The organism is Rhizobium sp. LEGMi-198b, from assembly GCF_054114205.1.
The window spans coordinates 986,779-1,000,855 of record NZ_JBSYVH010000002.1; the positions used below are offsets into that span (position 1 = coordinate 986,779).

Annotated in this window: 16 protein-coding genes; 3 read left to right on the forward strand and 13 right to left on the reverse strand. The window is 60.6% G+C overall.

The window, feature by feature from the left end:
• Position 1 precedes the first annotated feature (1 nt).
• From ybgF to ybgC, 8 genes are all read right to left on the reverse strand, one after another.
• Positions 2 to 1,045: a tol-pal system protein YbgF gene (ybgF, locus tag ACXHXG_RS11425; protein ID WP_104824143.1), complete on the reverse strand. Its 1,044-nt coding sequence runs from the start codon at positions 1,043 to 1,045 to the stop codon at positions 2 to 4.
• A gap of 160 nt (positions 1,046 to 1,205) precedes the next feature.
• A complete protein-coding gene (pal, locus tag ACXHXG_RS11430) occupies positions 1,206 to 1,739 on the reverse strand; it encodes a peptidoglycan-associated lipoprotein Pal (protein WP_104824144.1) in 534 nt (177 codons plus the stop codon).
• A 270-nt stretch (positions 1,740 to 2,009) separates the two neighbouring features.
• Positions 2,010 to 3,314, reverse strand: a complete 1,305-nt coding sequence (gene tolB, locus ACXHXG_RS11435) for a Tol-Pal system beta propeller repeat protein TolB (protein ID WP_457899338.1) — start codon at positions 3,312 to 3,314, stop codon at positions 2,010 to 2,012.
• 20 nt (positions 3,315 to 3,334) lie between these two features.
• On the reverse strand, positions 3,335 to 3,625 hold the full coding sequence (locus ACXHXG_RS11440) for a hypothetical protein (protein WP_457899339.1): 291 nt from the start codon (positions 3,623 to 3,625) through the stop codon (positions 3,335 to 3,337).
• 86 nt (positions 3,626 to 3,711) lie between these two features.
• Positions 3,712 to 5,031, reverse strand: coding sequence for a hypothetical protein (locus ACXHXG_RS11445; RefSeq protein WP_457899340.1), 1,320 nt, complete (start codon positions 5,029 to 5,031; stop codon positions 3,712 to 3,714).
• A gap of 9 nt (positions 5,032 to 5,040) precedes the next feature.
• Positions 5,041 to 5,499: a protein TolR gene (tolR, locus tag ACXHXG_RS11450; protein WP_028754561.1), complete on the reverse strand. Its 459-nt coding sequence runs from the start codon at positions 5,497 to 5,499 to the stop codon at positions 5,041 to 5,043.
• 27 nt (positions 5,500 to 5,526) lie between these two features.
• Positions 5,527 to 6,249 carry a protein TolQ gene (gene tolQ, locus ACXHXG_RS11455; RefSeq protein ID WP_104824148.1) on the reverse strand — a complete coding sequence of 241 codons (723 nt, stop codon included), beginning with the start codon at positions 6,247 to 6,249 and terminating at the stop codon, positions 5,527 to 5,529.
• 424 nt (positions 6,250 to 6,673) lie between these two features.
• Positions 6,674 to 7,129: a tol-pal system-associated acyl-CoA thioesterase gene (ybgC, locus tag ACXHXG_RS11460; protein WP_104824149.1), complete on the reverse strand. Its 456-nt coding sequence runs from the start codon at positions 7,127 to 7,129 to the stop codon at positions 6,674 to 6,676.
• 137 nt (positions 7,130 to 7,266) lie between these two features.
• Between ybgC and ACXHXG_RS11465 the strand changes: the two genes are divergently transcribed.
• From ACXHXG_RS11465 to ACXHXG_RS11475, 3 genes are read left to right on the forward strand one after another with little or no spacing between them, the layout of a single operon-like run.
• Complete coding sequence (locus ACXHXG_RS11465) at positions 7,267 to 8,487, forward strand: NAD-dependent epimerase/dehydratase family protein (protein ID WP_104824150.1); 1,221 nt, start codon at positions 7,267 to 7,269, stop codon at positions 8,485 to 8,487.
• Positions 8,487 to 9,350: a glycosyltransferase gene (locus ACXHXG_RS11470; protein ID WP_457899513.1), complete on the forward strand. Its 864-nt coding sequence runs from the start codon at positions 8,487 to 8,489 to the stop codon at positions 9,348 to 9,350. Before ACXHXG_RS11465 ends, ACXHXG_RS11470 begins: the two co-directional genes overlap by 1 nt.
• Positions 9,347 to 10,273 carry an NAD-dependent epimerase/dehydratase family protein gene (locus ACXHXG_RS11475; RefSeq protein ID WP_457899341.1) on the forward strand — a complete coding sequence of 309 codons (927 nt, stop codon included), beginning with the start codon at positions 9,347 to 9,349 and terminating at the stop codon, positions 10,271 to 10,273. The genes ACXHXG_RS11470 and ACXHXG_RS11475 overlap by 4 nt, the downstream gene beginning before the upstream one ends.
• On the opposite strand, the gene ACXHXG_RS11480 is transcribed toward ACXHXG_RS11475, so the two are convergent.
• From ACXHXG_RS11480 to ruvA, 5 genes are all read right to left on the reverse strand, one after another.
• Positions 10,242 to 10,805, reverse strand: a complete 564-nt coding sequence (locus ACXHXG_RS11480; protein ID WP_285167696.1) for a DinB family protein — start codon at positions 10,803 to 10,805, stop codon at positions 10,242 to 10,244. The two genes, ACXHXG_RS11475 and ACXHXG_RS11480, sit on opposite strands and share 32 nt — an antisense overlap.
• Before the next feature lie 15 nt (positions 10,806 to 10,820).
• On the reverse strand, positions 10,821 to 11,330 hold the full coding sequence (locus ACXHXG_RS11485) for an NUDIX hydrolase (RefSeq protein ID WP_285167695.1): 510 nt from the start codon (positions 11,328 to 11,330) through the stop codon (positions 10,821 to 10,823).
• 4 nt (positions 11,331 to 11,334) lie between these two features.
• On the reverse strand, positions 11,335 to 12,237 hold the full coding sequence (locus ACXHXG_RS11490) for a metallophosphoesterase (protein WP_104824155.1): 903 nt from the start codon (positions 12,235 to 12,237) through the stop codon (positions 11,335 to 11,337).
• Positions 12,234 to 13,277 carry a Holliday junction branch migration DNA helicase RuvB gene (gene ruvB / locus ACXHXG_RS11495; RefSeq protein WP_028754570.1) on the reverse strand — a complete coding sequence of 348 codons (1,044 nt, stop codon included), beginning with the start codon at positions 13,275 to 13,277 and terminating at the stop codon, positions 12,234 to 12,236. The genes ACXHXG_RS11490 and ruvB overlap by 4 nt, the downstream gene beginning before the upstream one ends.
• 161 nt (positions 13,278 to 13,438) lie before the next feature.
• Positions 13,439 to 14,053 (reverse strand): Holliday junction branch migration protein RuvA, encoded by a 615-nt coding sequence (gene ruvA, locus ACXHXG_RS11500; RefSeq protein ID WP_104824156.1) that lies wholly within the window; start codon positions 14,051 to 14,053, stop codon positions 13,439 to 13,441.
• Positions 14,054 to 14,077 lie beyond the last annotated feature (24 nt).

The window sequence follows — 14,077 nt, forward strand, 5'->3', positions numbered from 1 at the left end:
ATCAGCAGGCAAGACGCTTTTGTTCGCTGGCTACCTTGTTGGTAACGGCCTTCGAAGCCTTCGGATAGCGCTTGGTTACTTCGCGCAGCGTTGCGCAGGCCGTATCCTTGTTATCGAGGGCAGCGAGCGACATGCCAAGCTTCAAGAGCATTTCCGGTGCCTTTTCGGAGGTGCCGTATTTCTGATGCGCATTCAGGAAAGTCTTGGCCGCATCATTATATTTGCCTTGCGAATAAAGCGCTTCGCCAAGCCAGAAGTTGGCATCGGGCGCCCGGGCGCTATTCGGGTAGCTGTCGATATACTGGCGGAACTCCTGTTCGGCGACACTGTAGTCGCCGGACAGGACGTGGCCATAGGCCGATTTATACTGATCGTTTTCGCTGCCGAGCGAGGCCGTCTGCGTGCCTGAGCCGGCGGCCGGCGCAGCACCCGAACCGTTGTTGGCGCGCGTCGCCGTTGCGCCGACCTGCTTGCCGCTCTGATCGAACTGGATCGAGCCGAGCTGCGTCGGCGGCTTGCCAGAACCGCCGCCCTGTTGCGCCGTATTCGGCGCGTCGCCACCTTGCGAATCGCTGATTACACCGGCGATGTCGTCCTGTTGCTGACCGCCGCCTGCGCCCTGCGCCGGGGCATCCGCTTCGCTCTTCTTCATCGGGGCCGCGCCGCCGCCAGTCCCAGCCGCACCGCCAGTGCCCCCACCGCCACGCTTTTCAAGCTGCTGGAAGCGGAATTCATTGTCCTCTTGCGTCTTGCGGATCTGCTCCTGCATCTGCAGCAACTGATAGCTCATCTCTTCGACGCGGCCGTTCAATTGGCGCATCTGGTCTTCAAGCTGCTGCAAACGGACTTCGGCATCGCTGTTTTGAACGTTGATGACGGGTGCCTGCCCGAACTGCCTCTGGGGAGCCGCATTGTTCGGAACGGCCTGTTCCGGTGCACTGCGGCCACCTAAGTGAAGTCCGAAAAGCGACAAGGCAGAGGCGTCACGCTCACTACCGGCGACGGCGGCGAGACAAAGTAAGCTCGCCACGACAAGTTTTCTCATACGGATCATCCTGCCCATTGATTCTTCGCACCCCAGGGCGCGAACAGGAGATTTTTACAATTAATCTCAAAAAGCAACGGAGTTCGGCCAAAGTGTGGTCAAAAAAGTAAAGGCGGCCACGCGGACCGCCTTTGTGCATTTCGGCCGCAAATTCGGCCTATCAGGAGCCGGCGCCGTTGAGCACGGTGACGGCACGACGGTTCTGCGACCAGCAGGAAATATCGTCGCAGGTCGCGACCGGACGTTCCTTACCGTAGGAAATCGTCTTCATGCGCTGAGCCGGAACGCCGCGCGAAGCGAGGTAGTCCTTGGTGGCGGCAGCACGACGGGCGCCGAGAGCCAGGTTGTATTCGCGCGTGCCGCGTTCGTCGGCGTGGCCTTCGACGGTGATTGCGTAGTTCGGATAACGAGCGAGCCACTGAGCCTGACGGTCGAGCGTCTGGGAGGCGTCGGCGCGAATCGACGAGCTGTCGGTATCGAAGAAGATGCGATCGCCAACGTTGACCGTGAAATCCTGCGGCGAACCCGGAGCGGCATTGCCGGCGCCATTAAGGCCAAGGCCGTTTGCATCGTTCGGCAAGCCCTTCTTGGAGGCGCAGCCGGCAAGCGAAAGGCCGACGAAAAGCGCGATCATGATCGGGTTGCGGGCGAGGTTCTGCATATGGCCAACGGCCGGGGTTGCGATGCGGCTCATTGCCGGTCTCTCCTTAAGTCTCTATCAGGGTTGCCAGACTGTAACCGGGTTCGGTTAATCCGATTCCAACAAATATGGTTAATGATGTCCTAAAGTTGTCCCGAAGTGGTCCACTCACAGGACTTTGCGGCGACAAAGTGACGCTCGACCGGATCAGCGACTTTTCGAGCCGCCGCCCGCTCAAGCTGTTTTCTTGCATGATCTTACTCGATATCGCTTCGCACTTTTGACTGCGTGAAGCGTCGGTTTGCGACCATGCCTGGCCCACCCCTATTCGAGGAGCGGCGACCAAGCCGGGTCGGAAGCGAAGCCCGGGGTCGGAATCTTCTGCTCGTTGTAGCCCGTCAGATCGATCGAATAGAGCTGCGGGCCACTGGAGCCCTGCGGTTCGCGGAAGAACATGATGACGCGTCCGTTCGGCGCCCAGGTCGGGCCTTCATTGTGGAAGCCCGTGGTCAGCAGCCGCTCGCCCGAACCATCCGTCTTCATGACGCCGATCGAGAATGTCTGACCAGACTGCTTGGTGAAGGCGATGAGATCGCCGCGCGGCGACCACACCGGTGTCGAATAGGAGCCGTCGCCGAAGGAGATGCGGTGCTGGTTGGAGCCATCCGCATTCATCACATAGATCTGCTGCTTGCCGCCGCGGTCGCTTTCGAAAGCAATCTGCGTGCCATCGGGCGAATACGAAGGCGAAGTATCGATGGCGGCCGTCGAGGTCAGGCGGGTCGTGGTGCGCGAGCGCAGGTCCATCGTATAGATATTGGCGTTGCCTTCCTGCTGCAGGCTCATGATCACCCGCTGGCCATCCGGCGAGAAGCGCGGCGAAAAGGTCATGCCCGGAAAGTTGCCCACCAGCTCGCGCTGGCCCGTCTGCAGTTGCAGCAGATAGACGCGCGGCTGCTGGTTGGCGAAGGACATGTAAGTGACTTCCTGCCGGTTCGGCGAGAAGCGCGGCGTCAGCACGAGGTCGCTGCCATCAGTCAGCATGCGGGCATTGAAGCCGTCCTGGTCCATGATGCCGAGCTGCGTCTTGCGGGCCGTCTTTGGGCCGCTCTCGGCAACGAAGACGACACGGGTGTCGAAATAGCCCTTCTCGCCGGTGATCTTTTCATAGATCGCGTCAGCAATGATGTGGGCGACGCGACGCCAGTTGTCCGGCTGCGCATAGAACTGCTGGCCGATCATCTGCTGGCTGCCGTAGGTGTCCCACAGGCGGAACTCCGCGCGAAGGCGACCGCCCTCTTGCGTCACTCGGCCGGTTACCAGCGCCTGAGCGTTGATCGCCGTCCAGTCCTGAAAGCGCGGCGTGGCATCCGGATTGCTGATCTTCTCGATGAAGGCCTGCTTGTTGACAGGAGCAAACAGGCCGGAGCGCTGCAGGTCGGCAGCAATGACGCCCGAAATCTGTGCGCCCAGGCCATCATTCGACAGAAGGTCGGTGATGGCGATCGGCATCGGCTGGACGTTGCCCTTGTTGATGTTGATCTCGACCACAGCATAAGCCGGAGTGGCGAGGGCTGCCGTCAGGCCCGCCAGCACCAGCAGGAGACGAACGAGGGATTTTCTGATCATATGTGCCAAGCCTTTCAGCATTAAAGCGCCATGTCGCCGGGTTCGAAGTTCTGTATGACTTCGACCGAGCTAGTTTCATTGTCGGATTGAGTTTGCGGCAGGTTCTTGAAAGGTGCCGCCCTCACGACAGCGCGCGCAGCGCTTGCCGCAATAGCAATCTGCGTCTCTTTGGGGCCGCCCCTTATCGTGACTTCTGGCTCGCCCACGATCTGTCCACCACGATGGAGCCTGAGACCCGGTGTGAGGCTCCAGTTCTCCGCTACTTTATCGTAAATGCCATCCGCAGCCGCACGCTCAGGCTGAACTGACATTGAACCTGCCAGCATGATCCCAAGAACCACGAGCAAGCTCAGGCCGAAACGGGGACAGTAGTTCGTCAAACGTTGCGGTCCCCGCATCACAGCCCCAGGTCCGCTGCGCTGAAGTTGACGACAACTTCTTGCCAATCGTCGTATTTGTCCGGCGGCAGGATCTTCATGAAATCCACCTGCGACCGCAGCACCGCGCGAACGGCGCCGCCCTGCAAGGCAGCCTGTGTCGACGCCGGTCCGCCGCTCGCTGAGACTTCCGGTTCACCGACGATCTGGCCGGACTTGTCGAGCTTGAAATGCACTTTGATCTTCACATCGCCCGCCCCTTCCAGGCCAGGAATGATGTTCCAGTTCTTGGCGATGAGGTCGCGCAGGCCGTCCTGCTGGCTCTGGCTGAGCTTACCGCTACTCAGCGACTTCATACCGCCAGTCGAAGCGACATTGGTCTGTGCACCGGCGGAAGTCGACTTCGCCGAACGCTTGGCACCGCCGCCGGACGAGGTGTTATTGAGCACCTTGTTGATCTCATCGGCGAGGCCATTATCCAGACCGGCATTCGAGCCTTTTGCCGTCTCGCGCTTCTTGTCGCTGTCGCCCTGCCCGTTATCGGTCGAGGTGTTCTTGCTCGTGCTTTGAGTGGTCGTCTTGTCCGTTGGCTTGGCTGTTGGTTTGGCTTCCGCCACCTGTTGTGGCTTCACCACAAGCTTTTGCTCGGGTTTCGGATCAGGCTTCGCCTCGGCAGTCTTCGGCGGCTGGACTGGCTGCGGCTTCACGTCCGGAACAGGAACCTTGTCCGCCGGCGGCTGCGCAGCCTGCTCGGTCGGGTTTTCGGTCACCGGCTTCGGATCAGCCTTTTGCGGAGTCGGAGTCGGGGTCGGCGTGGGTGTTGGCGCAGGCGTGACCTCGCTCTTCTGCGGCGTCGGCTCCGTCTTCTGTGGCGTGGGGGTGGGCGTCGGTGTCGGTGTGGGGGTCACATCCGGCTTCTGCTGCGGAACAGCAGCCACTTCCTTCGGCGCGGCTTCCGTATCCTGCTGCTCGATCGTCTTGACATCGTTCGGCCGCGGATCGTTCTGCGGCACCGGAACGTCGGTCTTCTTCGGCGCGAGGGCGGCGTTCTCATCTTGCGGACGCTGCGTCGGCACGGCCGGGTTCTTCAGGTCGATATCGTTTTCGCCGGCATTCTGCGCGTTCGCGACCTGGGTCTGCTTCTTGGTCTGCTTCGGCGCCGCATGATCCGTCACCGGCGCATGCTTCTCACCCTGCTGAAGTTGATCGGCGGGGACGATATCGACGTCCATCGCCGTGCTCTCCGGCGTCTCCAGAGGCGCAGGCGCACTCAGCGTCAGCATGGCGCCGATCAGCACCAAGATGTGAATGACGGCAGATGTGGCGATGCTGCGCTTCATGTCGATCCGTCAATGGTCCGTTATCTGCTGCGTAACCAGGCCGATATTCTTGTAGCCGGCCTCCTGGATGCGCGACATGACGTCGGCGATGACGCCATAGGGCGCTTTTCCGTCGCCGCGTACGAAAATGCGTTCGTTGTAGCCGGTGGTGGCGATCGCCTTCAGCTTGGCGGCAATGTCGGCCGCTTCGATCTGCGTTTCCTGCAGGAAGACCTGGCCGTCCTGCTTGATGGAAATGGTGATCGGCTGGGTTTGGGCGTTCAATGCGCCGGCCTGCGTTTGCGGCAGGTCGATCGGCACGCCGGATGTCATCATCGGCGCGGCCACCATGAAGATGATCAGCAGCACGAGCATGACGTCGACCAGCGGCGTCACGTTGATATCGGCGATCGGACCGCCCCGGCCACCGCCGCGACGCCCGCCCCGGCGGCCACCGCCGCCACCCTTGCCTCCAACAGACATTGCCATGTGATTTACTCCGGTTCCGTCTGCGATTTACTGCGCAGCCTGGCGCGGCTGCAGCTTCTCATCGATCTGGCGCGACAAGATGGCGGAGAATTCGTCCGCGAAGCCTTCCATGCGCGCCGAGAGCTTGCCGGCGTCGGCTGAGAACTTGTTGTAGGCGATAACCGCGGGAATAGCGGCGACGAGGCCGATCGCGGTCGCGAGCAAGGCTTCTGCGATGCCGGGGGCGACGACCGCGAGATTGGTCGACTTCGAACCGGCGATCGCCTGGAACGAGGTCATGATACCGACGACGGTGCCGAAGAGACCGATGAACGGGCCGGCCGAACCGATGGTCGCAAGCGATCCGAGGCGGGCGACCAGATGTTCCGATTCACGCGCCAACGTCACGTCCATGGCGCGATCGATACGCATCTGCAGGCCGATCGGCGAACGTGCGCCGCGCTCGAACGACTTCTTCCATTCGCGCATGGCGGCGACGAAGATGGCGCCCAGTCCCGTATTGGTACGCTCCGAAAGCGTGCGATAGAGTTCCTCGAGCGACTGGCCCGACCAGAAGACCTGCTCGAAATGATCGAACTGCCGGCGTGCCCGGGCGTAGCTCAGATACTTGTCGATGACGATCGCCCAGGTCCATACGGAGGCCGCGAGCAGTCCGAGCATGACAAGCTTGACCACCAAGCCTGCCTGCATGAAAAGCGACCAGAGGGTGATGTCCGGTGTGGTGGCCGCTGCCAATGCTACTTGTTCCATTGATCCAAAATCCCCGAATCCAAACGCCCGGCGCTAGACCGGGCGGCTAAAAGTGATCTCACAAGAAATGTTTGGCAGCCGCCGCTGAACGCCCTGGTCAAAGCCTTCCAAGCTTACAACTGCCTTCTTGCCGTCAAATTTGGTCAAAGGAAGGCGTGCGCCGCACAAACTCCGACAACGGCAGTAAGACACTATTATGGTTAAAAGAATGTTAGCGTCGGAGCATGAAAGATTTGACGGTGACGAAGGTTATTCTGTCTCCTGGAAAGAACGGACCGGACGAAACCGGCGGCAGGCACAAAACAGTTCTTGCGCGCGGAAATTCCTTCACACAAAACTCAAGTTTTAGCAAGGAGACTTTTCGAGGCCTCCGACATCGCCACACACGGCTGCCTGCTGGCTCTAAGCAGCCTCCCTTGTGGCACTAAACCACAGCCTCGGACGCCACCAGCATCTGCGCAGCCAGCTTTTCCGGTAACCGCCGCGGTTTTCCCTTGGCGTTGATCACGGCGATAATGACCTTGGCCGCGATCAGCAGCGTCTCACCGCGGCGGATTTCCTGGGACAGCACCATCTTGGCGCCACCGGCCTTCTCGGTCGTCGTGCGAATCACCAACAGGTCGTCCATTCGCGCCGGCCCCCTGAAGTCGATCTCCATACGGTGAACGACGAAAACCAGCCCCTCCTCGTCGGCATTCAGGAGCTCGCGCTGTTCCACGCCGAGGCAGCGCAGATAGTCCGTGCGGCCGCGTTCGAGGAAGTGGAGGTAGCGCGCATGATAGACGAGGCCGGAAAAATCCGTATCCTCATAATAGACTCGCTGCACCAGCCGGTGGCTACCGGCTTCCAGTTCCCCGGCAATCAGAAAGGGGCTGTTCATCGTCGCCGCATCTCCAAAAAATCTGGGGACCCTCTTTGGCCGAACTTCTGCCATCAAGCAAGCTTTGAACGATTGTCATAAATACTGACTATCCGGAATGGTGCCGGATAGCGATCGACGCAGAAGGATACGATCTCATGAAAATAGCGGTTATGGGCGGCGACGGTTTCATTGGTTGGCCAACCTCGCTGCATCTCTCCGATGCCGGTCATGAGATCCATATTCTCGACAATCTCTCCCGCCGCTGGATCGACACGGAGCTCGGTGTGCAATCGCTGACGCCGATGGATTCGATCCAGGAACGCACCCGCATCTGGCATGCGGAGACCGGCCGCCGCATCCACTTCCACCTCATCGATCTCGCAAAAGACTATGAGCTTCTGAAAAAGTGGCTCGCCGAGCATCGCCCCGACGCCATCGTGCACTTTGCCGAACAGCGCGCCGCGCCCTATTCGATGAAGAGCGACCGCCACAAGAATTACACGGTCAACAACAATGTCAGCGCCACGCATAATCTCCTGAATGCGCTGGTCGAACTCAACCTTGACGCCCATCTCGTCCATCTCGGCACCATGGGTGTCTATGGCTATTCCACGGTCGGCGCCGCCATTCCGGAAGGCTACCTGCCCGTGGGCATCGAGACCGTCGATGGCCGGACCGTCAATCAAGATATTCTCTATCCGGCCAATCCGGGCTCGATCTACCATATGACCAAATGCCTGGATCAACTCCTCTTCCAGTTCTACGCCAAAAACGACGGTCTCAGGATTACCGACCTGCATCAGGGCATCGTCTGGGGCACGCATACGGAGCAGACGCGCCGTCACGAACAATTGATCAATCGATTCGACTATGACGGCGATTACGGCACGGTGCTGAACCGCTTCCTCATCCAGGCGGCGATCGGCTATCCCTTGACCGTGCACGGCACCGGCGGCCAGACCCGCGCCTTCATCCACATCCAGGATTCGGTGCGCTGCATCGAGCTGGCGCTGAAGAACCCGCCGCCGCGCAATGCGCGTGTCGAGATCTTCAATCAAATGACGGAGACGCATCGGGTCCGCGATCTCGCCGAGATGATCGCCAAGTTGAGCGGTGCGGAAATCGTCCGGCTGCCCAACCCACGGAAGGAAGCGCCGGAGAACGACCTGATCGTCAAGAACGACAAGTTCCTCGATCTCGGCCTGGCGCCGATCACCCTGCAAGCGGGTCTTTTGAGCGAAATCGTCGATGTCGCCAGGAAATATGCCTATCGCGTCGATCGCTCGCGCGTTCCGGCCGTTTCCGCCTGGACCAAGGATCTCGCGGCGACGGTCAACCACGATCCCGAAGGCAAGCGATTGAAGTCGGTCTCATGATGTTCGGAAGCGAAATCCTGCAGGGGATACGGCCGCGCTCCACCCCGCAAGCGCGGCAAGCCTTCGTCACGCTCGTCACCAATGCCGACTACGCCATGGGCGCGTTGGCATTGATGCATTCGATTTCGCGCACCAGCACCAGAGCCGATATGGTGGTTCTACACACGGCAGGCGTCGACGAAAGGGATCTTGCGCCGCTGGAAGGGCTCGGCTGCCGGCTGGTGGAGGTGGAACATCTGGCGCTCTCCGACGAATTCAACGAGCGCCACGCGCGCGGCAATCTGCATGCCAACGCTCCCTTCACCAAGGGTCGTAAGCCTTCCTTCCACTCGCCGCTCGATAATTTCTGCAAGCTCAGGCTCTGGCAGCTCATCGACTATGACACCTGTGTCTTCATCGATGCGGATGCATTGGTGCTGAAGAATGTCGACAGGCTGTTCGACTATCCGGAATTTTCCGCCGCACCCAACGTGTATGAAAGCCTTGCGGACTTTCATCGAATGAATTCCGGCGTCTTCGTCGCCAAGCCGTCGCTCGCGACCTTCAAGGACATGCTGAAGCTGCTCGATCGTCCCGGCATTTTCTGGCGGCGCACCGACCAAACCTTTCTCGAGACATTCTTCCCGGATTGGCACGGCCTGCCGGTCTTCATGAATATGCTGCAATATGTATGGTTCACCATGCCCACGCTTTGGGACTGGAACAGCATTTCGATCCTGCATTACCAATATGAAAAGCCTTGGGAGAAGAACCACCCGAAGGCCGATCAACTGAAACCGCTGATCGATTTGTGGCACCATTTCCATGCCGGGCGTGACGTGCCAGACATCACCGCATTCGCCAATCCGAAAGAGGCGGCATGAAAGTTCTGGTCTCGGGCGGGACAGGTCTCGTCGGCCGCTATATCGTCGAGGAGCTGCTTGCTGCTGGATATCAGGTTGCCGTCGGCGGCCGCAACGCACCGGAATCCAGCCTCTTCTCTCAGCCCGTCACCTTCGTGCCATTTAGCCTCGATCCTTCGGAAGATCAGAGCGACGTCTTCGACGATGCCTATTTCTTCGTGCACGCGGCCTTCGCGCATGTCCCCGGCAAATATCGCGGCGGCGAAGGCGATGATCCCGAGAGCTTCCGCCGGTTCAATCGGGATGGCACGATAAGGCTATTCGAGACGGCAAAACGCGCGGACATCCGCCGCTGCATCTTTCTCTCGTCGCGCGCCATCTATGGTGATCGGCTGGCCGGCGAGACGCTGACGGAAGACACCATCCCGACGCCGAACACGCTCTATGGCGAAGTGAAGCGCGATGCCGAACACGCCCTCTTCTCCTTGTCCGCGCCCAGCTTCCTGACGGCGAGCCTAAGGGCGACAGGGGTCTACGGCGATCTCCGCCCGAACAAATGGGATGATCTTTTCACGGACTACCTTGCGGGAAAGACCGTTCCTTCCCGCGCCGGAACCGAAGTCCACGGTCGCGACCTCGGCCGCGCCGTCCGCCTGCTCTTGGAAACAGAGACCAGCCGCATCAATGGCGAGGCTTTCAACCTCTCGGATATTCTCACCGATACGCACAATATCCTTGCGCACTTGCAGCGGGCAACCGGCTGTCCGAACCCCCTGCCCGCACCCGCGTTACAAGGCGTCGTCAGCGCTATGGATACGTCGAAAATCCGCGCGCTCGGCTGGCGCGGCGGCGGCACGGCCTTGCTGGAAGAAACTATTGCGAAATTGACGATGCCGCCGCGCCATGCGGGTTTCAGCGCATCAGAATCGTCTCGTCCCAGCTAAGCGCTGCCAAGTCCTCACCCCGAAATCTCGCATCGTCGGCAACGATGAATTCATCCAGTTGCGGCGGGGCGACGCTGCTGCCGGCGAGCATGGCATGCACCTGCCCGCGATGATGGGTCTGGTGCTGGAAAAGATGGTTCAGCACATCCTCCGCACGCTCCCTCTGGATGCGGTCGCCGCGATGCAGATCGATCACCCGTACCAGCCCCTCGGGATTCAGATGTTCACACAGAACCACGAGCCGCGCGTCGACTTTGCCTTGCTCCACCGTCAATGCATCGAGCGTGTCGAATGGCTCTTCGATGTCGAAAGCCTTAAGACCAAGCGTCCCGCCCTCCAGCGCATCGACATAAAACCAGTCGACGGTCAGGATGTGATTAAGGGTCAACTTGATCGACGGAAAGAAGCTCACCCGCCTGGCCTCGAACTCACCAGGGCGAAGCGCCGCACAAGCCCGATGCAATCGAGTATTCGCCAAGGCGTTGTTGTAAGCGAGCTTGCGGAACACGCGGATCGGATCGAAACCGGACATGCTGCACTCCCTCCTCTACGCTTTGTCGAGATCGCCGTCCCGCCAAACCAGATGGCGCGCGGTTATCGGCAGACTTTCGATTTCGTCGGCAATGAAATAGGGCGGAATATCGAGTGCAACCAGCGCCTCGCGCGTGGCCGGCACCCATTTGAATTCGAGATGATTGTCGCCGTCTTGGATGCGATGAACGATCTCCTCCGGCCGAAACGGGAAACCCCGGGGGATATCCATCACATAGTAGAGCCCCAGCTCATGCCAATCACGGCGCTCGTAGTGAAAGAAGTTCTCCACCATCCAAAGCAGCCGGCCAACCACAACGTCGACGCCCAGCTCCTCCATCATCTCTCGCCGCAACGTCTCCTGCGACGTCTCGCCGATTTCCGCCCTGCCGCCCGGAAAGGTCCAGAACGGCTCATGCACAGCGCGGTGGACGAGCACATGCCCCTCGCGAAAACCAAGGCCCGCCACGCGCATCTGGTATCGCGCATGACCGGCGTTCACCCTGATGGCCCTGCGTTTCGACATCGCCCTATCCCAGATCGATCACAACGATTTCCGGCGGGACGCCGACGCGAACCGGCGCCACCGAACAGCCCAGGCCGCCGGAGACGATGATATGGCGGTCCTCTTCGACAATATGGCCATAGACATACCGGTCGCCATAGCGCGACGGCAGATAGGGCGACCAGCCGAAAACCCTGACCTGCCCGCCATGCGTATGACCGGACAAGGTCAGCGACACGCGCGACGGCACGGTCGGAAAGATATCGGGCTCATGGGCGAGCAGGATAACCGGCGCCGAGTCATTCACCTGCGCCAGCGTGCCGTCGAGATCATCGAGTCCCGTCGTGAACTGGCGCTTCCAGCGGACGCTCCGGCGCAAAGCAAGCTGATCCTCGACGCCTGCCAGCCAAAAGCCGTGTCCATCCTTTTCGAGACGAGCCGAACGATTGGAATAGACCGGAATTCCGACATCCGCCAATGCCTTATGACTGAAGGTCGGGCCTGAGCCGCGCTTCTGCGCCGCCGCATCGTGCCACCAATCATGATTGCCGACGATCGCGTGAACGCCGAGCGGCGCCTTCAGGGCCGCGAGCTCCGCCGCCCATACCCGATGATCGACGCGTCCGGTTACGAAATCCGTCCCCGACGTGTAATCGCCGAGCAGAACGATGATATCGCCACCGAGATCGTTGGCACGGGTGCAAATGGAGGCGATGCGATCGGCCGTCATCCACGGTCTGCACGCATGAAAATCGGCCAGTGCCACGACCCTCAGTTTCAGCCCCGGCGTCCAACCAGGCGGCGTCAACTGGTAGCGGGCCACGTTGAGGCGCAAGACGGGCTCGTATCCAAAGGCATAGCCACCGAGCGCCATCAATCCGACGATACTGCTGCCGAAGAGCTTCAGGAAACCGCGACGGCCGATCACTCGCCTTCCTCCTGGAACAGCCTGAACTGTGCTGCCTCCAGGTCCTTTGGCGGCTGCATCCCGAGATGTCGCCAGGCGATCGCCGTCAGTACGCGGCCGCGCGGCGTACGCTGAATGAAACCCTGCTGTATCATATAGGGCTCGATGATATCCTCGATCGCGTCGCGCGGTTCGGAGAGGCCCGCGGCGATGGTTTCGATGCCGACCGGGCCGCCGCCGAAATTGACGGCGATCATATTGAGATAGCGCTTGTCGAGCTGATCGAAACCGACATTATCGACCAGCAGCCGGGTCAATGCCTCATCGGCGATCTCGCGGGTTACCGCCTCGGCCTTTGCCACTTCGGCGAAATCACGTACCCTGCGCAGCAGGCGGCCAGCGATGCGCGGCGTGCCGCGGGCGCGCCTGGCAATCTCGCGCGCGCCCTCTTCGGTTATCCCGAGCCCCATCAGCCGCGCTCCGCGGCGCACGATCAGCTCCAGTTCCTCAACCGTATAGAAGCTCAGGCGAACAGGAATGCCGAAACGGTCACGCAGCGGCGTCGTCAGCAGGCCGAGACGCGTGGTGGCGGCGACCAGCGTGAACTTGGCAAGATCGATCTTCACCGAACGCGCCGCCGGGCCTTCGCCGATAATCAGGTCAAGCTGAAAATCCTCCATGGCCGGATAGAGGATTTCTTCGACGGCCGGATTGAGGCGATGGATTTCATCGATGAAGAGCACGTCCCGCTCTTCGAGATTGGTCAGAAGCGCGGCAAGATCGCCGGCCTTGGCAATGACAGGGCCGGACGTCGAGCGGAAATTGACGCCGAGTTCCTTCGCCATGATCTGCGCCAGCGTCGTCTTGCCGAGACCCGGGGGGCCGACGAACAGCACATGGTCCAACGCCTCGCCGCGTCCCTTTGCGGCCTCGATGAACACCTTGAGATTGGCGCGCGCCTCTGCCTGGCCGGTAAACTCGTCCAGCGACTGCGGCCTAAGCGTCACATCCAGGTCTTCGCCCCGCTTTTCCGGCGATATCAAGCGTGCGGCTTCGCTCATGTCAGACGTTCCATTCCCGGTATGCGTTTTGCGGCTTTGATGCTGAAGACCATGGCGGTCACCATGGCTCCCTCCCTTAGATCACCATTCCGTGGAGGAGCGCCATGAGTCGATCTCCTTACCTTGAGACAATAGTAAGGAATAGAAAAAGGTGCAAAGGATCACCGTGCAAGTTCCTTCAATCCCAGCCGGATCAGCTTGGCGCTGTCTGCTTCCTCACCCGCCGATTTCATCGCAGCCGCAACCGCATTTGCGGCCTGGTCGCGGGAATAGCCGAGATTGGTGAGCGCAGAAACGGCATCGGCGACCGGGGCGGAAGCGACGCCATCGCCCAATTCCTGCTTTAGGCCGATATTGATCGCCTCGCCCGCAAACGCCGGCGCCTTGTTCTTCAGCTCGGTGACGATGCGCATCGCCACTTTCGGCCCGACACCCGGCGCCCGGGATACGGCGCCGCGGTCCTGCAGCGCGATCGCATTGGCGAGCTCCGACGGCGTCAGCGTCGACAACAGTGCCAGCGCCACCTTCGCGCCGATACCCTGCACCGTCTGCAGAAGATTGAACCACTCCCGTTCAAGCACCGTCGTGAACCCGAAAAGACGGATCTGGTCCTCGCGGACATAGGTCTCGATGAAGAGAACACAGGCCTCGCCGACGGAGCCGAGTTTCGACAGCGTGCGTGCCGAACAATAGGCGACGTAGCAGACGCCATGCACATCCACGAGCGCGTAGTCCTCGCCGATCTCTTCGATTGTGCCTTTCAACTTGCCGATCATGAATGATGTCCGTCAGGGATGGGT

Bases quoted from the DNA above. Each gene is read 5' to 3' on its own strand.
- ybgF (WP_104824143.1), bottom strand. From the start codon at position 1,045: ATGAGAAAACTTGTCGTGGCGAGCTTACTTTGTCTCGCCGCCGTCGCC.
- pal (WP_104824144.1), bottom strand. From the start codon at position 1,739: ATGAGCCGCATCGCAACCCCGGCCGTTGGCCATATGCAGAACCTCGCC.
- tolB (WP_457899338.1), bottom strand. From the start codon at position 3,314: ATGATCAGAAAATCCCTCGTTCGTCTCCTGCTGGTGCTGGCGGGCCTG.
- ACXHXG_RS11440 (WP_457899339.1), bottom strand. From the start codon at position 3,625: ATGTCAGTTCAGCCTGAGCGTGCGGCTGCGGATGGCATTTACGATAAA.
- ACXHXG_RS11445 (WP_457899340.1), bottom strand. From the start codon at position 5,031: ATGAAGCGCAGCATCGCCACATCTGCCGTCATTCACATCTTGGTGCTG.
- tolR (WP_028754561.1), bottom strand. From the start codon at position 5,499: ATGGCAATGTCTGTTGGAGGCAAGGGTGGCGGCGGTGGCCGCCGGGGC.
- tolQ (WP_104824148.1), bottom strand. From the start codon at position 6,249: ATGGAACAAGTAGCATTGGCAGCGGCCACCACACCGGACATCACCCTC.
- ybgC (WP_104824149.1), bottom strand. From the start codon at position 7,129: ATGAACAGCCCCTTTCTGATTGCCGGGGAACTGGAAGCCGGTAGCCAC.
- ACXHXG_RS11465 (WP_104824150.1), top strand. From the start codon at position 7,267: ATGAAAATAGCGGTTATGGGCGGCGACGGTTTCATTGGTTGGCCAACC.
- ACXHXG_RS11470 (WP_457899513.1), top strand. From the start codon at position 8,487: ATGTTCGGAAGCGAAATCCTGCAGGGGATACGGCCGCGCTCCACCCCG.
- ACXHXG_RS11475 (WP_457899341.1), top strand. From the start codon at position 9,347: ATGAAAGTTCTGGTCTCGGGCGGGACAGGTCTCGTCGGCCGCTATATC.
- ACXHXG_RS11480 (WP_285167696.1), bottom strand. From the start codon at position 10,805: ATGTCCGGTTTCGATCCGATCCGCGTGTTCCGCAAGCTCGCTTACAAC.
- ACXHXG_RS11485 (WP_285167695.1), bottom strand. From the start codon at position 11,330: ATGTCGAAACGCAGGGCCATCAGGGTGAACGCCGGTCATGCGCGATAC.
- ruvB (WP_028754570.1), bottom strand. From the start codon at position 13,277: ATGAGCGAAGCCGCACGCTTGATATCGCCGGAAAAGCGGGGCGAAGAC.
- ruvA (WP_104824156.1), bottom strand. From the start codon at position 14,053: ATGATCGGCAAGTTGAAAGGCACAATCGAAGAGATCGGCGAGGACTAC.